The sequence below is a fragment of the uncultured Jannaschia sp. genome (genome assembly GCF_947503795.1).
Taxonomy (GTDB): domain Bacteria; phylum Pseudomonadota; class Alphaproteobacteria; order Rhodobacterales; family Rhodobacteraceae; genus Jannaschia.
Genome location: NZ_CANNEZ010000001.1, coordinates 1257420 through 1278880, shown reverse-complemented (window position 1 = coordinate 1278880; position 21461 = coordinate 1257420). Strand labels below are relative to the sequence as shown.

Annotated in this window: 18 protein-coding genes; 12 read left to right on the top strand and 6 right to left on the bottom strand. The window is 68.5% G+C overall.

Annotated elements, in window-relative coordinates; all coding sequences use genetic code 11:
* Nucleotides 1-21: 21 nt before the first annotated feature.
* Both Q0833_RS06830 and Q0833_RS06825 read left to right on the top strand, forming a co-directional pair.
* Nucleotides 22-1236, top strand: a complete 1215-nt coding sequence (locus Q0833_RS06830; protein WP_298431571.1) for an MFS transporter — start codon at nt 22-24, stop codon at nt 1234-1236.
* Between the two features lie 35 nt (nt 1237-1271).
* Nucleotides 1272-1967, top strand: a complete 696-nt coding sequence (locus Q0833_RS06825; RefSeq protein WP_298431568.1) for a hypothetical protein — start codon at nt 1272-1274, stop codon at nt 1965-1967.
* A 7-nt stretch (nt 1968-1974) separates the two neighbouring features.
* Here Q0833_RS06825 and Q0833_RS06820 read toward each other — a convergent pair whose 3' ends face one another.
* From Q0833_RS06820 to Q0833_RS06810, 3 genes are all read right to left on the bottom strand, one after another.
* The gene (locus tag Q0833_RS06820) at nt 1975-3234 is read right to left on the bottom strand and encodes an ABC transporter permease (RefSeq protein ID WP_298431565.1); all 1260 of its coding nucleotides are present in this window, start codon (nt 3232-3234) and stop codon (nt 1975-1977) included.
* Between the two features lies 1 nt (nt 3235).
* Nucleotides 3236-4039: a taurine ABC transporter ATP-binding protein gene (locus Q0833_RS06815; protein WP_298431562.1), complete on the bottom strand. Its 804-nt coding sequence runs from the start codon at nt 4037-4039 to the stop codon at nt 3236-3238.
* 89 nt (nt 4040-4128) lie between these two features.
* A complete protein-coding gene (locus Q0833_RS06810; RefSeq protein WP_298431558.1) occupies nt 4129-5142 on the bottom strand; it encodes an ABC transporter substrate-binding protein in 1014 nt (337 codons plus the stop codon).
* 260 nt (nt 5143-5402) lie between these two features.
* Here Q0833_RS06810 and Q0833_RS06805 point away from each other — a divergent pair, with 260 nt between their 5' ends.
* From Q0833_RS06805 to Q0833_RS06770, 8 genes are all read left to right on the top strand, one after another.
* A complete protein-coding gene (locus Q0833_RS06805) occupies nt 5403-6797 on the top strand; it encodes an aminotransferase class III-fold pyridoxal phosphate-dependent enzyme (RefSeq protein WP_298431556.1) in 1395 nt (464 codons plus the stop codon).
* An 80-nt stretch (nt 6798-6877) separates the two neighbouring features.
* Entirely contained in the window at nt 6878-8344 is a 1467-nt protein-coding gene (locus Q0833_RS06800) for a PLP-dependent aminotransferase family protein (protein WP_298431554.1), read from the top strand.
* Nucleotides 8345-8452: 108 nt separating this feature from the next.
* Entirely contained in the window at nt 8453-10225 is a 1773-nt protein-coding gene (gene xsc / locus Q0833_RS06795) for a sulfoacetaldehyde acetyltransferase (protein WP_298431552.1), read from the top strand.
* A gap of 79 nt (nt 10226-10304) precedes the next feature.
* The gene (locus Q0833_RS06790) at nt 10305-11237 is read left to right on the top strand and encodes a phosphate acyltransferase (RefSeq protein ID WP_298431550.1); all 933 of its coding nucleotides are present in this window, start codon (nt 10305-10307) and stop codon (nt 11235-11237) included.
* On the top strand, nt 11234-12307 hold the full coding sequence (locus Q0833_RS06785) for an acetate kinase (RefSeq protein WP_298431548.1): 1074 nt from the start codon (nt 11234-11236) through the stop codon (nt 12305-12307). Before Q0833_RS06790 ends, Q0833_RS06785 begins: the two co-directional genes overlap by 4 nt.
* Nucleotides 12304-15126: a molybdopterin oxidoreductase family protein gene (locus tag Q0833_RS06780; protein ID WP_298431546.1), complete on the top strand. Its 2823-nt coding sequence runs from the start codon at nt 12304-12306 to the stop codon at nt 15124-15126. Before Q0833_RS06785 ends, Q0833_RS06780 begins: the two co-directional genes overlap by 4 nt.
* 97 nt (nt 15127-15223) lie before the next feature.
* Nucleotides 15224-16009, top strand: coding sequence for a 4Fe-4S dicluster domain-containing protein (locus Q0833_RS06775; protein WP_298431544.1), 786 nt, complete (start codon nt 15224-15226; stop codon nt 16007-16009).
* On the top strand, nt 16009-16905 hold the full coding sequence (locus tag Q0833_RS06770) for a DmsC/YnfH family molybdoenzyme membrane anchor subunit (RefSeq protein ID WP_298431542.1): 897 nt from the start codon (nt 16009-16011) through the stop codon (nt 16903-16905). Before Q0833_RS06775 ends, Q0833_RS06770 begins: the two co-directional genes overlap by 1 nt.
* Here the strand turns inward: Q0833_RS06770 and Q0833_RS06765 are convergent.
* The 3 genes from Q0833_RS06765 to Q0833_RS06755 all read right to left on the bottom strand — a co-directional run bounded on the left by Q0833_RS06765 (nt 16902) and on the right by Q0833_RS06755 (nt 20319).
* The gene (locus Q0833_RS06765; RefSeq protein WP_298431539.1) at nt 16902-18368 is read right to left on the bottom strand and encodes a carboxypeptidase M32; all 1467 of its coding nucleotides are present in this window, start codon (nt 18366-18368) and stop codon (nt 16902-16904) included. The two genes, Q0833_RS06770 and Q0833_RS06765, sit on opposite strands and share 4 nt — an antisense overlap.
* 1 nt (nt 18369) lies before the next feature.
* Nucleotides 18370-19500 carry a heme A synthase gene (gene ctaA, locus Q0833_RS06760; RefSeq protein ID WP_298431537.1) on the bottom strand — a complete coding sequence of 377 codons (1131 nt, stop codon included), beginning with the start codon at nt 19498-19500 and terminating at the stop codon, nt 18370-18372.
* An 81-nt stretch (nt 19501-19581) separates the two neighbouring features.
* On the bottom strand, nt 19582-20319 hold the full coding sequence (locus Q0833_RS06755; protein WP_298431535.1) for an RNA methyltransferase: 738 nt from the start codon (nt 20317-20319) through the stop codon (nt 19582-19584).
* A 103-nt stretch (nt 20320-20422) separates the two neighbouring features.
* Between Q0833_RS06755 and Q0833_RS06750 the strand changes: the two genes are divergently transcribed.
* Entirely contained in the window at nt 20423-20806 is a 384-nt protein-coding gene (locus Q0833_RS06750; RefSeq protein WP_298431533.1) for a DUF1761 domain-containing protein, read from the top strand.
* A 45-nt stretch (nt 20807-20851) separates the two neighbouring features.
* Nucleotides 20852-21460, top strand: a complete 609-nt coding sequence (locus tag Q0833_RS06745; protein WP_298431531.1) for a thiamine phosphate synthase — start codon at nt 20852-20854, stop codon at nt 21458-21460.
* Nucleotide 21461 lies beyond the last annotated feature (1 nt).

The window sequence follows — 21461 nt, the reverse complement described above, 5'->3', positions numbered from 1 at the left end:
GGCGCGGCGTAGTCTTCGGCCATGACGGCCATCACCGATATCCCCGACGATTCCCGCGCACGGCGCAACGTCCTCGTCCTCGTGGCGGCGCAGGCGATCCTCGGGGCGCAGCTTCCGATGAATTTCGTGGTCGGCGGGCTGGCGGGGATGAGCCTCGCGCCGACGCCGCTTCTGGCGACGCTGCCCATCAGCCTCATCGTCTTCGGCTCGATGACGACCGCGCCGTGGATCAGCCCGCTGATGCAGGCGAAGGGCCGACGCTTCGGCTTCGTCCTAGGGGCCGTCGCCGGGGCCTGCGGGGCGGCGCTGTCGCTGACGGGACTGATCACGTCCAGTTTCGCGATCTTCCTCGCGGGCGCGTACCTGACCGGCATCTTCATGTCGACGCTGGGCTTCTACCGCTTCGCCGCCACCGACACCGCGTCCGAGGCCTTCCGCCCCAAGGCCATCAGCTACGTCATGGCGGGGGGCCTGATCTCGGCGCTGATCGGGCCGCAACTGGTCAAGCTGACGTCGGACGCGACGGTGATCCCGTTCCTCTATACCTACGGCGCGGTCATCGTCCTGAACCTCGTCGGGTTGTGGCTCTTCTTCCTTCTCGACATCCCCACCCCCGCCAAGCCCGCCGCCGACGCGCCGCGCGGGCGCAGCCGCGGCCAGCTTCTGCGCGAGCCCGCGATCGTCGTCGCCGTGGTCTGCGGGATGGTCACCTACGCGCTCATGAACCTCGTGATGACCTCGACACCGCTGGCGGTCGTGGGCTGCGGCTTCTCGACCGGGAACGCGGCCGATATCGTCTCGGCCCATGTCATCGCGATGTATGCGCCCAGCTTCTTCACCGGCCACCTCATCGCACGGTTCGGGACGACGCGGATCATCTCGGCCGGGCTCGCCTGCCTCGCCGCGGCCGGGATCATGGCATTGGCAGGGGTCACGCTCTTCAACTTCTTCGGAGCACTTATCCTTCTGGGCATCGGTTGGAACTTCGGCTTCATCGGGGCGACCGCGATGCTGACCGCGAACCACGCCGCGCATGAGCGGGGCACGGTACAGGGTCTGAACGACCTTCTGGTCTTCGGGATGGTGACGCTGGCCTCGCTCTCGTCGGGCGGCCTGATGGGGTCGGCGGTGGACGCCGTCGCGGGCTGGGCCAAGGTGAACTATGCGATGGTGCCGTTCCTGACGCTGGCCGCGGTCGCGCTGGTCTGGCTGCGGCTGCGCCCGCGGGACGCCTGAGGGGAACCGCCCCGTCCGCGATCCGTTGACCGGGCATGATCGCTTCCCTCGCCGCCGCGCTCCTCCTCGTCGCCGTCCATTGGCTGACGCCGCGCCTGACCTTCCTGTCGAACACGCCCCGCTCGCGCTGGTTGTCCTTCGCGGGCGGCGCGTCGATCGGCTACGTCTTCCTGCACCTGCTGCCCGAGCTGGCCCATGGCGCGGAACTGGTCGGCGAGGACACGGCGCTGGGTTTCGGCATCTGGGGCGTGGCGCTGGCCGCATTGGTCGGCTTCTACGGGATCGAGCGGATGGTCCAGTCGGACGCCCTGCGCCGCCGCACCGCCGGGCACGAGGAGGAGCCGGGGACCTTCGGCGTCCACCTCGCCAGCTTCGTGGTCTACAACCTGGTGACCGGCTACCTTCTGGCCGACCGCGCCGAGCTCTGGCTCTTCGTGGCGGCGATGGCGCTGCATCTGCTGGTCACGGATTTCGGCCTGCTCGAGGCGTTCCGCGCGGGCTACATGCGCATCGCGCGCTGGCTTCTGTCCGTGGCCCTGCTCGTCGGCTGGGCCGTGGGCACGGCCATCGAAGTGCCCGAAACCTGGATCATGTACGTCCTCGCGGTGCTCGGCGGCGGGGTGATCCTGAACGTCCTGAAGGAAGAGCTGCCCGAGGAACGCGAGAGCCGCTTCGCCGCGCTGGTCGCGGGCGTCATCGTCTTCGCGGTCCTCGTCTGGCTGGACGGCTAGAGCCGCGTCAGGAGCGACCCTTCCACGGCACCAGAATGTCCTCGGCCTTGCGCATCAGGATGTCGATCCCGTAGCCGATCAGGCCGATCAGGATGATGCCCATCAGGACGATATAGGTCTGCTGGAACTTCGACGCCGCAATGATCATCATGCCCGCACCCTTCTGGGCGGCGACAAGTTCGGCCGCGACGACCGTGCCCCAGCACACCCCCATCGCGACCCGCGCGCCGGTGAAGATCTCGGGCAGCGAGTTGGGGATGATGACGTGGCGCAGGATCTGCCACTTGGACGCACCCAGCGAATAGGCCGCGTGGACCTTGGTGATGTTCACGCCAGAGACGCCTGCGCGCGCCGCGATGGCCATGATCCAGAGTGCCGCGAGGAACAGGAGCACGATCTTCCCCGTCTCCCAGATGCCGAACCAGATGATGACCAGCGGGATGAGCGCCAGAGGCGGGACGGGCCGCATGAATTCGACGATCGGATCGAACCAGCCGCGGAACCAGCCCGAGAGACCCATCGCGTAGCCCAGCGGGATGCCGACCAGCGCGCCGAGGACGAAGCCCACGAGGACGCGGATCAGCGACCAGCCCAGATGCTCGATCAGGGTGAAGTTCTGGTAGCCGTTCTGCCAGATGTCGACGAAGGCGCCGACGACCTCCTCGGGGGCGGGCAGCCAGATTGATTCCATCTGGAAGCCGGTATCGGGCCGCACATTCAGCGAGCCGCGGGGCGTCATCGTGACGGTGCCGTTGGCGATGTCGACCGTCTGGCCCGGCGCGATCTCCTGCCCGTCGACGGCGATGACGGTCGCGCCCTCGCCATCGTTGCTGGTGACGCGGAACAGCTCGGTCCGGTAGGCGCCGATGGTGCCGGTATCGTCCTCGGCGAAGCCGTCCGCCGCGCCCGGCTCGGGGGCGGCGACATCCTCGCCGACGGGATGAACGATGAAGGAGACCTGCGCGTCGTCGGTCTGTCCGGCGGCATCCTGCGCGGTATAGGTGAAGCCGCTTTCGCCGACGAACGGTCCCGGCACGTGAAACGGCGCCCATTTCGAGCCGGTGAACGCGCCCCAGAGCAGGAAGATCACCAGAACCGAGATGATGCTGGCCGCACGGTTCGGACGCACGGCGCTCTCGTCGCCGAAGGTCACGGTCTTGAGCGCGGTGAAGTCCTTCCGCGTCCGATTGCGGGTAAAGAAGGCGACGGCGACCATGGAGCCGACGAACAGCGCCACATAGAGGATGAGGAGAACAAGGCCGGTCATGTCATGCGCTCTCCGTCCGGCCCATAATCTCTTCTTCCATTTCCCAGATCATCGACAGGATCTCGTCTCGGGTCTCGCCGAATTTGGGGTCTTTCTTGACCTCGCGCAGGTCCGCATTCACCCCGGCCTCCGCGAAAGGCAGCCGGTACTCGCGGTGGATGCGACCGGGACGCGGCGCCATGACCAGAAGCCGCTCGCCCAGAAGGAGCGCCTCCTCGACCGAATGGGTGATGAGGATGACCGTCTTGCCGGTCTCCTTCCAGAGTTGCAGCACGAGGCCCTGCATCTTCTCGCGGGTCAGCGCGTCGAGCGCGCCCAAAGGCTCGTCCATCAGGATCACGTCCGGGTCGTTGGCGAGACAGCGGGCCAACGCCACGCGCTGCTGCATGCCACCCGAAAGTTCGTAGATCGCCTTGTCCTTGAAATCGCGCAGGCCCGTCACCTCGAGCAGGTGATCGGCCTTCTCGCGCCGCTCCGCCACGGCCATGCCCTTCATGCGCGGCCCGAATTCGACGTTGTCGCGCACGCTCATCCATTCGAAGAGCGCGCCTTGCTGGAAGACCATACCACGCTCGGCATCGGGCCCGTGAACCTCGTGACCGTTGAGGACGATGCGCCCCTCGGTCGGCGCGAGGAACCCCGCCACGATGTTCAGAAGCGTCGTCTTCCCGCAGCCCGACGGGCCCAGAACGCTCATCAATTCGCCGGCCTTGATGTTCAGCGATACGTCCTGAAGCGCCTGCACGAAGCTGCCATTCGGAAGATCGAAGCGCATCGAGATGTTCTCGATCGTCAGTCCCGTCATGTCGCGGGCCCTTCTATGTCGTTGACCGTCGTCCCTCGGGTGACAAGGGGCGCGCGGCGGCGCCCCCGGTCGAATTCATGCGTAGGGGCTCACATGCCCTGCGCGGCCTCCAGCGGACCGGTGTCCACGGCGTCGGCATAAGTATCGAGCGCCTCGGGGATGGAGCCTGCGTCCTTGAAGACGCCCGCGACGCCATCCATGAACGACTGCGCGCCGCCGCCGAGCCAGCGGTCGCCCAGCTGGTCATCGACCGACGGGAACACGAAGGTCGCCATCGTCTCGCGGGTCGCGTCCTCGTCCATGCCGGCATCCTGCGCGATCACGGGGATCATGGCCTCGGCATCGGCGCCACCGGCATTCCAGGTGGCGTTCGCGTCGGCGGTCACCTTCAGGAACTTGGCCAGGATTTCGGGCTCCTCGGCGACGAAGTCGGCGGGCGCCGAGGTCACGTCGAACACCAGGATGCCCAGCTCTTCCTTCTCGGCGCCGGTCAGCAGCACGTTGCCGTGCTCTTTCATGCGGCGCAGCGCACCGCCCCAGCCGCAGGCCATGTCGATATCGCCCTGCGCCAGCGCAGCTGCACCTTCCGCCGGGGCCATGTCGACCACTTCCATGCTTTCGACGTCGACGCCGAAATGACCCATCTGGCTGAGGAAGCCGTAATGCGCCGCGGTGCCGATCGGCACGGCCACGCGCTTGCCGTTCAGGTCACCCGCCGTGTCGGCGTCGATCTCGAGCGCGGTGGAGACGACGCAGTTGTCATTGTCCGAATAGCTGACCGCCACGTCGACGATCTTGATGTCCTGCCCGGCCGAGGCGGCGACGACGAAGGGCGGCACGCCCTGGCTTACGGAGATCTGCACGTCGCCCGAGGCCATGGCGGCCGACATCGCGGTGCCGGTGTCGAAGGCCACCCAGTTGATGTCGAGGCCGAGCGCCTCTTCGTAGGTGCCGGCGACCTTGGCGGCCTGGAACGGCATCGGCCATTCGAGGAAGTAGGCGACGGTGATCTCGCTCAGATGCGCGTCGGCCAGCGCGGCCTGCGCGCCGGTCAGGGCAGTCAGCGCGGCAGTCGCGCCGAGCAGGTTCGATTTCAGGCTCATGTCTCGGTCTCCCGGTTGGTGTGCGTGCGGGGGGCATCTTCGCGGCCCCCTCGTTTCGGCGCAGGACCCGCACGGGCCCCGACGCTTGCCGAAGCCTAGGCACGGCCCCGGCCATGTGGCAACGGCGGGGGCTATCTGGACCTAGGATAACGGTGGCTCTGGCCCTATCGCGCGCGATATTTAGATGCGCTTGTCGCGCGTATCGATTATCATGTCAGCGGCGCGCGATCCTCGCCCCTACCCCCTTTCAGGAGTTCGTCATGGACCACATCAACCCCAACGATCTCTCCGCCGTCGTCGAGGCGGACCGCGCGCATATCTGGCATCACCTGATGCCCCACAAGGCGCTTGAGACGACCGATCCGCGCATCATCGTCAAAGGCCGCGGAATGCGGGTCTGGGACCAGCACGGCAAGGAGCATCTCGACGCCGTCTCCGGCGGCGTCTGGACGGTGAACGTGGGCTACGGCCGGGCCGAGATCGCCGATGCGGTCCGCGACCAACTCGTGAAGATGAACTATTTCGCGCAGACGCTGGGCTCGATCCCCGGCTCGCGCTTTGCCGAGCGGCTGATCGCGAAGATGCCCGGCATGTCCCGCGTCTTCTACACCAATTCGGGGTCCGAGGCGAACGAGCAGGCGTTCAAGATGATCCGCCAAATCGCCCATACCCGGCACGGCGGCAAGAAGTGGAAGATCCTCTACCGCGACCGCGATTACCACGGCACCACGATCGGCTGCATGTCCGCGGGCGGCCAGGACGAGCGCAACGAGCAGTACGGTCCCTTCGCGCCGGGCTTCGTCCGCGTGCCGCATTGCCTCGAATACCGCGCCGCCGAGCAGGGCTGGGGCGATCTTTCGGGTGAGGATTACGGCCGTGTCGCGGCCAACGCCATCGAGGAGGTCATCATCGCCGAAGGCCCGGACACGGTGGGTGCGATCTGCCTCGAACCGATCACCGCGGGCGGTGGCGTCATCGTGCCCCCGCCCGGTTACTGGGAGCGGGTGCAGGAGATCGTCGATAAATACGACCTCATCCTCCATATCGACGAGGTCGTCTGCGGTGTCGGGCGCACCGGCGAATGGTTCGGATATCAGCATTACGGCATCCGCCCCGACATCGTCACCATGGCGAAGGGCGTCGCCTCGGGCTACGCGGCCATCTCCTGCGTCGTGACGACCGAGGACGTGTTCGACACGTTCAAGTCGAAGCCCGACGATCCGATGAACTGGTTCCGCGCGGTGTCGACCTTCGGCGGTTGTGCGGCGGGTCCGGTCGCCGCGCTCGAGAACATGGCCATCATCGAGCGCGAGGGCCTGATCGAGAACACCCGGAAGATGGGCGAGCGCCTGATGGGCAACCTCCACGAGTTGGCCGAGCGGCACGGCGTGATCGGCGAGGTGCGCGGCAAGGGGCTCTTCTGCGGCGTCGAGCTGGTCACCGACCGCCACAGCCGCGAACCCGTGCCCGAGGCGCAGGTCAAGGCTGTCGCCGCCGACTGCATGGCGCAGGGCATCGTCATCGGTGCGTCGAACCGGTCCGTGCCGGGTCGCAACAACTGCCTTCTGTTCAGCCCCGCGCTGATCGCGACCGCAGACGATATCGACGCAATCACCGCCTCGGTCGACGAGGCCATGGGGCGCGTCTTCGGCTGACGCCCGCCGGGGGCGGCACGCCCGCCCCCGTCCCGGCCCGCGGCTTCTAAGTCCAGATCGGATCGGCTATCTGTCCAGACATGGCCGTTCCTGTCGAGATCTTCCAGCTGCGCCGCGACCACCCCGGCACCCTCCAGCGGCAGTTGCAGGAGATGGTGACCGGCGGCATCCTCGCCGGCCGCTTTCGCCCCGGAGACCGAATGCCGTCCTCGCGCGGGCTGGCCCGTCATCTCGGGATCAGCCGCATCACCGTGACGCTCGCCTATACCGAACTCGTCGCGGGCGATTACCTGACGGCCAAGGGACGCTCGGGCTATTTCGTGTCCGACACAGCACCCCAGCCGCCCCGCTTTCCCGAACCTCCCGCCCCGAGCGACAGCCGCGTCGACTGGTCGCGCGCTATCGGCCAGCGCTTCCCCGCGGCCCCCGTCCTCAGCCGTCCCGAGGACTGGCGCCGCTATCGCTACCCGTTCATCTACGGCCAGACCGATCCGCGCCTCTTCGACCATGCCTCCTGGCGCCGCTGCGCGCTCCAAGCCCTTGGCGCCCGCGATTTCGAGGTGCTGACCGCCGACAGCTACGGTCGCGACGATCCTCAGCTCATCGAACAGATCGTGCGCCAGATCCTGCCCCGGCGCGGCATCACCGCCCGCCCCGAGGAGGTTCTGGTCACCTTGGGCGCGCAAAACGCGCTCTGGATCGTGGCGCAGATCCTGCTGACCCAGCGGCGCACGGCGGTGATGGAGCATCCCTGCTATCCCGCGCTGCGCGAGATCCTGAACCTCTCGCGCTGCAACACGGTCGAAGTGCCTGTCGACGGCGACGGCCTGCTGCCCGCCGACGTGCCCCCCGAGGCGGACGTGCTGTTCGTGACGCCGTCGCACCATTGCCCGACCTCGGCGACCATGCCCCTGCCCCGGCGCCGCGCGCTGCTCGAGCGCGCCGAAGCCTGCGATTTCGTCGTGGTCGAGGACGATTACGAGTTCGAGCTGGCCTTCGCCTCGGCCCCCGCGCCCGCCCTCAAATCGCTCGATGCGTCGGGCCGCGTCGTCTATATCGGCAGCTTCGCCAAGTCGCTCTTTCCCGGCCTGCGCCTCGGCTACATGGTCGCGCCCGAACCGCTGATCCGCGAGGCGCGGACGCTGCGGTCGCTGATCTTGCGCCACGTTCCAGGCCACACCCAGCGGGCGGCGGCCTACTACCTCGCCCAAGGCCATTACGACGCGCAGGTTCAGAAGATGGCGCGCGCCTATCGCGACCGACGCAGCGTGGCCGAAGCCGCGATCGCCGAGCACGGGCTGTTGCTGGCCGGGGCCAGCACCTTCGGCGGGTCGTCCTTCTGGATGCGCGCGCCGGACGGCGTGCGCTCCGACGACCTCGCCCATGCCGCCCGCGCACAGCAGGTCCTGATCGAGCCCGCGGGTGCGTTCTTCGGCCCCGAACGCGACCCCGGCACCCATTACCGACTCGCCTATTCGTCGATCTCGTCCGAGGATATCCCCGAAGGCATCCGCCGGCTCGCCGCAGTCGGGGCCTCGATCCGCTGAGGCGCGGCATCTGGACATAAGGTGAGGCGTCGACTGGCCCTACGCGGGCCTTGACCGCCGCCGTAGCCCTGCCACAACCGCCGGGACGGCAGAACGGGGAGAGACGCCATGAAGATGACCACCGAAGAGGCTTTCGTCAAAACCCTGCAGGCCCATGGCATCCGCCACGCCTTCGGGATCATTGGCTCGGCCATGATGCCGATTTCGGATATTTTCCCCAGCGCCGGGATCACCTTCTGGGACGCTGCGCACGAAGGGTCCGCGGGTTTCATGGCTGACGGCTACACCCGCGCCACCGGCGAGATGTCGATGATGATCGCGCAGAACGGGCCGGGCATCACCAACTTCGTCACGGCCGTCAAAACCGCTTACTGGAACCACACGCCGCTGCTGCTGGTGACGCCGCAAGCCGCGAACAAGACCATCGGCCAGGGCGGCTTCCAGGAAGTCGAGCAGATGAAGCTCTTCGAGGACATGGTTGCCTACCAGGAGGAGGTGCGCGACCCGTCCCGCATCGCCGAGGTTCTGGCCCGCGTGATCTCGAAGGCCAAGCGTCTGTCGGGACCCGCACAGATCAACATTCCGCGCGATTTCTGGACGCAGGTCGTCGATATCGAGATCCCCGAGCCGGTCGAGTTCGAGGTGTCGCCCGGCGGCGAGAACAGTGTGAAGAACGCCGCGCAACTCCTTGATGGAGCGAAGAACCCCGTGATCCTGAACGGCGCCGGCGTGGTCCTGTCCGAGGGCGGGATCGCGGCCTCTATGGCGCTGGCCGAGCGGCTCGATGCGCCGGTCTGCGTCGGCTACCAGCACAACGACGCCTTCCCCGGCACGCATCCGCTCTTTGCCGGGCCGCTGGGCTACAACGGCTCGAAGGCGGCGATGGAGCTGATCCGCGACGCAGATGTCGTGCTGGCGCTGGGCACGCGGCTCAACCCGTTCTCGACCCTGCCCGGCTACGGCATGGACTACTGGCCCACGGACGCCAAGATCATCCAGGTCGACATCAACCCCGACCGCATCGGCCTGACGAAGAAGGTGACCGTCGGCATCGTCGGAGACGCGGCCAAGGTCGCGCGCGGGATCCTCGCGAACCTCTCCGACAGCGCGGGCGACCATGATCGTCAGGCCCGCCGCGACCGGATCGCGCAGACGAAATCGGCCTGGAAGCAGCAGCTCTCCTCGATGGATCACGAGGAGGACGATCCCGGCACGACGTGGAACGAGCGTGCCCGCGCCGACAAGCCCGACTGGATGAGCCCCCGCATGGCATGGCGCGCGATCCAGTCCGCCCTGCCGCGCGAGGCGATCATCTCGAGCGATATCGGCAACAACTGCGCCATCGGCAACGCCTATCCCGATTTCGACGAAGGGCGGAAATACCTCGCCCCCGGGCTCTTCGGGCCCTGCGGCTACGGCCTGCCCTCCATCGTGGGCGCCAAGATCGGCCGCCCGGACGTGCCCGTGGTGGGCTTCGCGGGCGACGGCGCCTTCGGGATCGCGGTCAACGAATTGACGGCTATCGGGCGCGGCGAATGGCCCGCGATCACCCAGATCGTCTTCCGCAACTACCAGTGGGGCGCAGAGAAGCGGAACTCGACGCTCTGGTTCGACGACAACTTCGTGGGCACGGAACTCGACACGCAGGTCAGCTATGCCGGAATCGCGCAGGCCTGCGGCCTCAAGGGCGTCGCGGTCCGCTCGATGGACGAGCTGACGGACGCCCTGCGGACAGCGATCGACGAGCAGATGAAGGCCAGCACGACCACGCTGATCGAGGTCATGCTCAACCAGGAACTGGGCGAACCCTTCCGTCGCGACGCGATGAAGAAGCCGGTGCGCGTGGCCGGGATCGACGCATCGGACATGGCGGCGGAGTGATCGCCACACGGTCACGCCCGCGACGCACCGGGTGGGCTATGGTTCGGCGACGCCGCACCATAGCCCAAGGACCACCTGCATGACGCATACCTTCCTGTCGCCCACCGAACCCGTCGCACCCGAGGGTCTCCTGACCCGCGCACGCGGCCTGCCCGTGCCTCGTGTCGCACTGGTGAATGCGGGCTCCGTGACCGCGCTGGCGGGATTGCGCGAGATGGCGGAGAACGGGCTGGCGGAGCCGATCCTCGTGGGCGATCCGGCCAAGATCGCCGCCGCCGCGGACGGGATCGAATGGGACATCTCGGGTCTGCGCCTGGTCGACGCGCCGGCCGCCGCGGCCTCGCCCGCCGCCGCGGCACTGGCGCGGACCGGAGATGCGGACGCGATCATGAAGGGTCAGGTCCACACGTCGACCTTCCTGCGCGGTCTGCTGCCCCGCGCGGCGGGCCTTCGCGACGATGGGGTGCGTTGCGGCCATGTCTTTCACATCACCCGGCCCGGCGACGACCGACCGCTCCTGCTGACGGACGCGGCGCTGAACGTGGCGCCTGATGTCGAGACGCGGAAGGCCTGCCTCGGCCACGCCGTGGCCTTGGCCCGCATCCTCGGGATCGAGCGGCCCCGCGCCGCCCTGCTGGCCGCGACCGAGGACCCCATCGCGTCGATCCCCAACACGCTGGAATCGCAGGAGATCGCGGCATGGGCCCGCCATGCCATCCCCGAGGCGGACGTGGCGGGACCCATCGCGATGGACCTCGCGCTGTCATCCGAGGCGGCGGCGATCAAGGGCTACGATGACCCGGTGGCCGGGGCCGCCGACATCATGGTCGCGCCCGCGATCACGACGGGCAACGTGCTTTTCAAGACGCTGGTCTTCGCGCTCGGCGCATGTGCGGGCGGCGTGGTGATGGGCGCGCGGGTCCCGATCCTGTTGACCTCGCGGGCTCAGAAGACGCCGGCACGGCTGGCCAGCGCCGCGCTCGGGATGATCGTCGCGGCGGCGCGGCCATGATGCTCGTCGTCAACGCAGGCAGCTCGTCGTTGAAATTCGCGCTGTTCGATGCGGCATTGACCGAGATCTTCGACGGCGTCGTGTCCGAGATCGGCGGCGATGCCCGGATCGAGCTCGGCGGCGTGGCGCAGACGCGCGCGATCGCGGACCATGACGCCGCGACGGACCTCATGCTCGATGCGCTGCGCGACCGCGGCCATCCGGTGGATTGTCTCGACGCGGCGGTCCACCGGGTCGTTCATGGCGGCTCGGCCTTCGACGGGACCGTGCGCATCACGCCGGAGGTCATCGCCGGGATCGAGGTGCAGACGCCCCTCGCCCCGCTCCACAATCCCCACAACCTCGCGCCCATCCGCGCTCTGGCGGCCCGCGCACCAGACCTCGTGCAGGTGGCCGGGTTCGACACCGCCTTCCACGCGACCGTTCCGGAGGTCGCGCGGGCCTATGCGCTCCCCGAAGACGACCGCGCGCAGGGCCTCCGCCGATACGGATTTCACGGGATCAGCTATGCGGGCCTGACGGAGACCTTGCGCGAAAGCGGCGACCTGCCCCCGCGCCTCCTGGCGCTGCATCTCGGGAACGGCGCGTCGCTCTGCGCGATCCGCGACGGCCGGTCGGTGGCGACGTCGATGGGCTACTCGCCCACGGCGGGCCTGACGATGGGCACGCGGTCCGGCGATATCGACCCGATGGCCGTGCTCGACATGGCGCGGCGGCACGGCATCGACGGTGCCGCCGACCGGCTCAACCGCGCGTCGGGGCTTCTGGGGCTGGGCGGCCACAGCGACATGCGCGCGCTGCTGGCCGACGGATCCGAGGCCGCGCGCTTCGCCCGTGCCCATTTCATCTACTGGGCCGTCCGCCACGCGGGCTCGGCCATTGCGGCGATGGGCGGGCTCGACGCCCTCGCCTTCACCGGCGGGATCGGCCAGAATGACGTAGGGGTCCGGGACGAGATCGCGGCGCGACTCGCCTGGGCGGGCGAGGTGCCGGTTCACGTCGTGGTCGCGGAGGAAGAGCGGACGCTTGCGCGGGATGCGCAGCGGCTGCTGGACGGGGAGCCGAGATGAACACGCCGAAGATCGACCTGCATCCGAAGGTGGGCGACGAAATCCGCAAGACGACCTGCTACATGTGCGCCTGTCGCTGCGGTATCGACGTGCATATCAAGCACACCGATCAGGGCGAGAAGGTCGCCTATATCGAGGGCAACCGCGACCACCCGGTCAATCGCGGTGTGCTCTGCGCCAAGGGCTCGGCGGGCATCATGCAGCACAACGCGCCCTCGCGGCTGCGCGCGCCGATGAAACGGACCGGGCCGCGCGGCTCGGGCGAGTTCGAGGAGATTTCCTGGGACGAGGCCTACGACATCGCCGCCGGCTGGCTGAAACCCATTCGCGAGACCGATCCGTCAAAGCTCGCCTTCTTCACCGGCCGCGACCAGTCCCAGAGCTTCACGAGCTGGTGGGCGCAGGCCTTCGGCACGCCCAATTACGCGGCCCATGGCGGCTTCTGCTCGGTCAACATGGCGGCGGGCGGCATCTACACGATGGGCGGCGCCTTCTGGGAGTTCGGGCAGCCCGATTGGGAGCGTACGAAGCTTTTCATCCTCTTCGGCGTGGCGGAGGATCACGACTCGAACCCCATCAAGATGGGCATCGGACGCATGAAGGGCCATGGCGGGCGCGTCGTCGGCGTGAACCCCGTTCGCTCGGGCTACAACGCCGTGGCCGACGACTGGTTCGGGGTCACGCCGGGCACCGATGGCCTCCTGATCCTCAGCCTCGTGCATTGTCTCCTGAAGGCGGGCAAGATCGACCTCGACTACCTCGCACAGTTCACCGACGCGCCGGTCCTGATCGACGCGGCCGAGGGCGCGGGCGAGGGCCTGCCGCTGAAGGACGATGACGGCCACGCGCTGGTCTGGTGCCGCCGCGAGAACCGCCCCCGTTGCTACGATGCGGACGGGGTCGAGCCCGACCTGACCGGCGCGTGGGAGGTGGACGGCGTCACCCATCGCACCGTCTTCCACCATCTCGCGCACAAGTACCTCACCGACGACTACGCGCCCGAGGCCGTGGCCGAGCGCACCGGCATTCCCGCCCCCCGCATCCGCGCGCTGGCCTCCGAGATCGCGCGGGTGGCCTTCGACGAGGCGATCGAGCTGGATCGCGAATGGACCGATTTCCGGGGCCGGACGCACAAGACCATGACGGGCCGCCCGGTCAGCTTTCACGCCATGCGCGGCATCTCGGCCCATGCCAACGGCTTCCAGACCTGCCGCGCGTTGCACCTCCTCCAGATCCTGATCGGCTCGGTCGAGACGCCAGGCGGTTTCCGCTTCAAGCCACCCTACCCCAAGCCCGCGACGGCCCACCCGAAGCCCCATTGCAAGGTCACGCCCGGCGCGCCGCTCGACGGCCCGCATCTGGGCTTCGTCCACGGACCGCAGGACCTGGCGCTGAAGGGCGACGGCACCCCCGCTCGCATCGACAAGGCGTTCACGTGGGAGAACCCCATGTCGGCGCACGGGATGATGCACATGGTCATCTCGAACGCCCATGCGGGCGACCCCTACGAGATCGACACGCTGTTCCTCTACATGGCGAACATGGCGTGGAACTCGTCCATGAACACGTCGGGCACGATGGCGATGCTCTCGGACACGCGCGAGGACGGGTCCTACGTCATCCCGCATATCATCTACTCGGACGCCTATTCCTCCGAGATGGTGGCCTATGCCGATCTGATCCTGCCCGACACGACCTATCTCGAACGCCACGACTGCATTTCGCTGCTCGACCGGCCCATCTGCGAGGCCGAGGCCGCGGCCGATGCAATCCGCTGGCCCGTGGTCGAGCCGGATCGCGATGTGAAGGGCTTCCAGTCGGCGCTGATCGACCTTGGGGCAAAGCTGGGCCTGCCGGGTTTCGTGACCGATGACGGCGGCCAGAAATTCGCCGATTACGCCGACTACATCGTCCGTCACGAGCGGCGTCCGGGCGTCGGCCCCCTGATGGGCTGGCGCGGCAATGGCGACGAGACCGGGCGCGGCGCGCCGAACCCCGCCCAGCTCGACGCCTATATCGAGAACGGCGGCTTCTGCGTCGCGCACATCCCCGAGGAGGCGCAATTCTACAAGCCGTGGAACCGCGCCTACCAGGATTGGGCGGTCGAGATCGGCCTCTACGACAAGGCGTCGCCCTATCTGTTCACCCTCTGGTGCGAACCCCTGCGCCGCTTCCAGCTCGCCGCCGAAGGGCATGGCGATCGCCAGCCGCCCGACCACCTCCGCACGCGGATCAAGGCGACGATGGATCCGCTGCCGATCTGGTGGGATCCGACCGCCGACCACGGCGGAGACGGCAAGTATACCATCACGGCCCTGACCCAGCGGCCGATGGCGATGTACCACTCCTGGGGCACACAGAACGCCTGGCTCCGCCAGATCCACGGCCGCAACCCTCTCTACCTGCCGACGAAGCTCTGGGAGGCGCATGGCTTCGCGGAGGACGACTGGGCGCGTGTCACCTCGCCCCATGGCGAGATCACGGTGCCTGTGGCGCATATGCCGGCGCTGAACGAGAACACGGTCTGGACCTGGAACGCCATCGGCAAGCGCAAGGGTGCATGGGCGCTCCACGACGACGCGCCGGAGGCCAACAAGGGGTTCCTGCTGAATCACCTGATCCACGAACTGCTTCCGCCGAAGAAGGACGGGATGCGGTGGAGCAATTCCGACCCCATCACCGGGCAGGCCGCGTGGTTCGACCTCAAGGTCGCGATCGAGAAGGTCCCGCCGCCCGCCGACCTCCGTTCGAAGCCCGATACCGGGCGTCAGGCCAGTCCGGTGGGCAAGGGCCCGGACGAGCTGCGGTGGACGGTCTGATGCCGCGCCCGTCGATGTCCCGCAGAGATGGCGAGGCGCGCGAAGGGCCGGCCCCTCGCCCCGCCGCCGCCGCCAATCCGACCCGAGGATCGACCCGATGACCACCTTGCCCGATACGGTCCAGAAGAAGCTGGGCCTCGTGATCGACCTCGACACCTGTGTCGGCTGTCACGCCTGCGTCACGGCCTGCAAGGGCTGGAACACCCAGAACTACGGCGCGCCGCTCAGCGATCAGGATCCCTACGGTGACGCGTCGGGAACCTTCCTCAATCGCATTCACGCCTTCCAGGTGGCGCCCGACCCGATGCTGGCGGACCACGTGCCGCCCCGGCTGGCGCAGACGGTGCATTTCCCGAAATCCTGCCTGCACTGCGACGACGCGCCCTGCGTCACGGTCTGCCCCACCGGCGCCAGCTACAAGCGGGCCGAGGACGGGATCGTGCTGGTCAACGAAGACGCCTGCATGGGCTGCGGCCTCTGCGCCTGGGCTTGCCCCTACGGCGCCCGCGAGGCCGACGAGGCCGCGGGCGTCATGAAGAAATGCACACTCTGCGTCGACCGGATCTACAACGAGACCCTGCCCGAAGTGGATCGCCAGCCGGCCTGCGTGCGAACCTGCCCGGCGGGCGCGCGACACTTCGGCGATCTCTCGGACCCCGACAGTGCCGTCTCGAAGCTGGTGGCCGCGCGGGGCGGCGTCGACCTGATGCCGGAACAGGGCACCGCGCCGGTCAACAAGTATCTGCCGCCGCGTCCCAAGGACACGATCCAGCCGCCGGTGATGGGCGGCGACGAGGACATCCTCGCCCCGTTCCTCGCCCCCGTCGCCGAGGAGCCGACGGGCTTTCTCGCCTGGGTCGACCGCGCGCTGGAGAAGGTCTGATGCATCCCGCACCGTCCGTCATCATCTTCTCGTCGCTCTCTGGCGCGGGCTTCGGCCTTCTGTTCTTTCTCGGATTCGGCTTTCCGGCGCCCACCGGCTCGGTCGCCTTCGTGTTCTTCGCAATCGCCTATGCGCTCGCCGTGGGGGGGCTGCTGGCAGCGACCTTTCACCTCAAGAACCGCAAGAACGCCTGGCGCAGCTACCGCGAATGGCGCTCCTCCTGGCTCTCGCGCGAGGCGTGGGCGGCGGTGTCGGCGCTCGTGATCCTCGCGATCTACGCGGCTGGCCTCGTGTTCCTCGATGCGCATTGGGCGCCGCTCGGCTGGATCGGCGCGATCCTCGGGATGGCGACGGTCTTCACGACCTCGATGATCTACACCCAGCTTCGCACCGTGCCGCGCTGGAACCAGTGGGCCACGCCCGCGCTGTTTCTCACCGTGTCGCTGGCAGGCGGCGCGCTCCTTTCAGCCAACACCGAGGTCGCGGGCGTCCTCCTTCTCCTCGCCGGTGCGCTGCAGGTCTGGCACTGGTGGAAGGGCGACCGCCGCTTCGCCGAGGCGGGCAGTACCGCGCGGACCGCGACGCGGCTGGATGGCACCGTCACGCTCTGGGAAAAGCCACATACCGGCGACAACTACCTGACCCGCGAGATGGTCTATCAGGTGGCCCGGAAGCACGCCGTCAAGCTGCGGGTCATCGCGCTGCTGGCGATGTCGCTGATCCCCGCGGCGATGGTCCTGATCTTCGCGATGCACCACTGGAACGCGGTGATCGCGGTCGTCGTGCACCTCGCGGGCGTGCTGACCTCGCGATGGCTCTTCTTCGCCGAGGCCGAGCATGTCGTGGGCCTCTATTACGGCGCCCATGCCGACCGGACGGCGCCCGCGGCCGCCTAGGGGTAAAGGTCGCCGAACTTCGCTTCGAGATAGGTCAGGAGCGGCTCGGCCGAGGGCTCTGTTCCGGTCGCGTGGCGGATCGTGTCCACCGGCGTCCGCAGCCCGCCGCACCGTTGCAGGTTCGCGGCCATCCAGCCGGTCGCGGGGGACGGGTCGCCGGCCGCGAGCGCGCCGTCGATGCCCGGCAGGTCCGCGCGCGCCTTCGCCATCAGGCACCCTGCATAGAGGTTGCCCAGCGAATAGGTCGGGAAATACCCCATCAGGCCCACGGACCAGTGCACGTCCTGCAGGAATCCGTTCGAGGGCTTGTCGACCGCGACCCCGAAATCCGCCCGGAAGCGGTCGTTCCACGCCGCCTCGACATCCGCGGGGGGCAGATCGCCGCCCAGCATCGCGCGCTCGATGTCGAAGCGCAGCATGACGTGGAGGTTGTAGTTCAACTCGTCCGCCTCGGTGCGGATGAAGCCTGTGCCGACGGAATTGACGGCCCGGTAGAAGTCGCGCTCCGAGGTGACCCCGATCTCTCCGAAGAGGTCCCGCATCCGTCCGTAGAGCCAGCCGCAATAGGCCTCCGACCGACCCATCTGGTTCTCGTAGCTGCGCGATTGGCTTTCGTGGACGCCCATCGACACGCCCCGGCCAAGTGGCGTCAGGAGGTGGTCGCCGTCGATATTCTGCTCGTAGCAAGCATGCCCGACCTCGTGGATCGTGGAGTAGAGGCAGTTGAACGGATCGGCCTCGTCGATGCGCGTGGTGATCCGCACGTCCAGCCCCGAGCCCGACGAGAACGGATGGACCGCCCGGTCGATGCGGCCATGGGCGAAGTCGTAGCCAAAGGCGGTCGCGATCTCGTGCGCCAGCAGAAGCTGCGTGCCTTCGGGGAAGTGCCCCGAGAGCGTCGGCGCGGCCTCGCCCGCCAAGGCCCGTTCGCGCAACGCGACCAGCCGGGGCCGCATCGTGTCGAACATCGCGGCCATGTCGGCGGCGACGGCACCCGGCTCGTAATCCTGCATCAGCGCGTCGTAGACGTCGCCGCCCTCGGCCAGTGCTGCGCCCTCCTCGCGGCGCAGGCTCACGACCTCGGCCAGCACCGGCACAAAGGCCGCCGCATCGTCCGCCGCCCGCGCTTCGGCCCATTGGCCCTGCGCCAGCGAGGTGACGCGCGCGATCTCGGCGGCGAGCTTGGCGGGCACCTTGCGGTTGCGGTCGTAGGCACGGCGCATCTCGCGCAGGTTGGCGTCGGCCACGTCGTCCCTGGCATGCGCTTCGTCCAGCCAGTCGCCCAGGCGCGGATCGGTGCGGCGCGCGTGCAGCACCTCCTCCAGCGCGGCCATCTCCTCGGCGCGCTGGGGCGCGGCGCCGCGCGGCATCAGCGTCTCCTGATCCCAGCCCGTGCGGCCCGCGACCTGTCCCAAGGCCTCGGTCACGCGCTGGAAGGCCATCAGATCGTCATATGCGGGCATCTCAGGTCCTCACGGATTGGGGGAGCGGATACTTGGCGCGGTGCCGAGCGCGCACCGCGAGGCAGATCAGGAGGACGGCCCCGAACTGGTGCAGGATCGCGAGGTGCCAGGGCGCGGAATACGTCACCGTCACGATCCCGAGGATCATCTGGAGGACGGCCATGTGCATCACGCCCATGAAGGCCACGCCCGTCGCCCGGTTCGCGCCCTTTCGCGCAACCAGCCAGGCGGCGACGATCACGGCGAAGAGGACATAGCCCGTGACGCGGTGGAGGAACTGCACCGTGCCGTCATTCTCGAAGAGGTTGCGCCACCATGGCTCGAGCCGCCACATGTCCGGCGGCGTCAACCCGCCCGCCATCAGCGGCCAGTCGGTATAGCCGCGCCCCGCGTCGATCCCGGCGACCAGCGCGCCGATGACGACCTGGAGGAAGATGCCGGCCACCAGCACCGTGCCCCACCGTGTCAGCCGTGCGTCGCCCGCGCGCCGCGCCTGCAGCAGCGCCGCCTCGGGGCGCGACATCGACAGGATGTACCACGCGATCAGAGACAGGATCACGAAGGCCAGCCCCAGATGCGTCGCCAGCCTGTAGGAAGCGACGTCGAGCATCGTGCCGGTCAGGCCGCTCGACACCATCCACCAGCCGATGGCGCCCTGTAACCCGCCAAGGACACCGAGGGTCGCCAGCCGTCCGGTCCATCCGGTCGGGATGCTGCGGGTGAAGAGCAGACCGAAGAAACCGATCGCCCAGACGAGGCCGATGACGCGGCCGAGCTGGCGATGGCCCCATTCCCACCAGTAGATGAACTGGAACTCCGACAGGGTCATGCCCTTGTTCTGAAGCTCGTATTCCGGGATCGCGCGATAGGCGTCGAACTCCGCCTGCCAATCCGCGTCGGACAGCGGCGGAATCGCCCCCGAGAGCGGCGCCCATTCCGTGATCGAGAGGCCCGAATCGGTCAGCCGCGTCAGTCCGCCCACCGCGATCATCACCACTAGCAGCGCGAAGAGCATCCAGAGCCAGATCCGCACCAGCGCGCGGTTGCCGCGGCGCGCCGCGTCGATCACGCCGCCCGTCGTCTCGGGCCGCGCGGCCGTGTCCACATCCTCGAAAATCGCGCGCTTCGCCATATCGCCTCCGACCCCTGTCGGCCCCGATCTAAGGCGTCCGGCGACCGAGCGCGACCCCCATGGGACCGCGCGGCGCGGATGTCAGCCGCGCTCCTTCCAGCGGACCATCTGGCGCATCATGCCGTGGAAGGTCTGCACGTCCGCCCGCGTCAGCGGCATTCGCGACCAGAGGTTGCGAAGATGGCGCTTCATCGCGGGCGCCTTGCCCTCGGGAAAGAAGAACCCCGCGGCATCGAGACGGTCTTCGTAATGCGCGGCCAGCGCGTCCAGTTCGGCCTGGTTGGCCCAGTCCGTGCCCGCCATGTCCGTCCGGGTCGCGGGGCCGTCATGCGCGCCCCGCACCCATTCGTAGCCCATCAGGAGGACGCATTGCGCGAGGTTGAGCGACGGGAAGACCGGGTTCGTGGGCACCGAGACGATGGCATTGGCCCGCGCAATGTCGTCGTTCTCGAGCCCCGTGCGTTCGGGGCCGAACAGTATCGCGATGCGCTGGCCGTCCTTCAGGCGGCTGCGCGCCTCAGCCATGGCGGCCTCGGGCGTGAAGACGGGCTTGGTGAGGTCGCGGTCGCGCGCGGTCGTCGCGAAGACGAAGCTGCAATCGGCCACCGCGCCCGCGGTGTCGTCATGCAGCGTCGCCGCGTCCAGCAGCCGTCCCGCCCCGCTGGCCAGCGCGACCGCCCGCTCGTTCGGCCAGCCGTCGCGCGGGGCGACGACGCGCATCCGCTCCAGCCCGAAATTGAGCATGGAGCGCGCGCTGGCGCCGATATTCTCGCCCATCTGGGGGCGCACGAGCACGAAGGCGGGCTGATGGTCAGTCATGGCCGCGCCCTACCCCGCGCGCGCGGGCCGCGCAACGCGACGCTTGGCGGATTTGAAGGAAGGGTGCAGGATCGAACCCGAAGCGAACCGAAGGGAACATGCCGTGACCATTCTCTCCATCATCGCCGCCGCCGTCGCGGCCTGGGTCTTCGGGGCCGTCTGGTACGGCATCATCGGCAAAGGGTGGATGGCCGCGTCGGGCCTGACCGAGGAGACGGTCAACCGCAAGGACCCCGTCCCCTATGTCGGCAGCTTCCTCTGCACCGTGGTCGTCGCCGCGACGCTGGCCTATGTGCTCGGCCTGACCGGGATCGCCGATCCCTCGGGCGGCCTGATGCTCGGGCTCGGGCTGGGACTCTTCGCGGTCGCGCCCTGGGTGGCCACCAACGTCCTCTTCTCGCAGCGCCCGCGCGGCCTGATCTGGATGGATGGTGTCTATCCCACGGTCGGCATGGCGCTGATGGGACTCGTGCTGGGCTTGTTCTGACGCGAGCGGCCCGCTAGGCCCCGGCAGCAGAGACGGGGACCGCATATGACCGACCAGCCGCAGATCTACCTCGTGACCCCGCCCGAGATCGATGCGGGGTTCGCCGACACCCTCGCCGCGATCCTCGACACCCACGACATTGCCTGCCTGCGCCTGGACCTCGCCACCCGCGACGAAGACCGTGTGATCCGCGCCGCCGATGCGCTGCGCGAGGTGGCCCATGCCCGCGACGTGCCCCTCGTGGTGACCGATCACGCGGGGCTGGTCGAACGGCTCGGCCTCGACGGCGTCCACCTGACCGACCCGCGCGGCCTTCGAAAACTGCGCACCGATTGGGGCGGCGACCCGATCATCGGCGCCTTCTGCGGCGCCTCGCGGCACGACGGCATGGGCGCTGGCGAGGCGGGCGCGGATTACGTGGCCTTCGGTCCGGCCGGGGCCACGACGCTGGGTCATGGCGAGCGGGCCGATGCCGAGCTCTTTGCCTGGTGGTCGCAGATGATCGAGCTGCCGGTCGTGGCCGAGGGCGCACTCGACCCCGCGACGATCGCGGCGCTGGCCCCGGTCGCGGATTTCATCGCGCTGGGCGAGGAGATCTGGGCCACCGACGAACCCGCCGCCGCGCTGGCCCGCCTCATCGACGCGATGGGCTGAG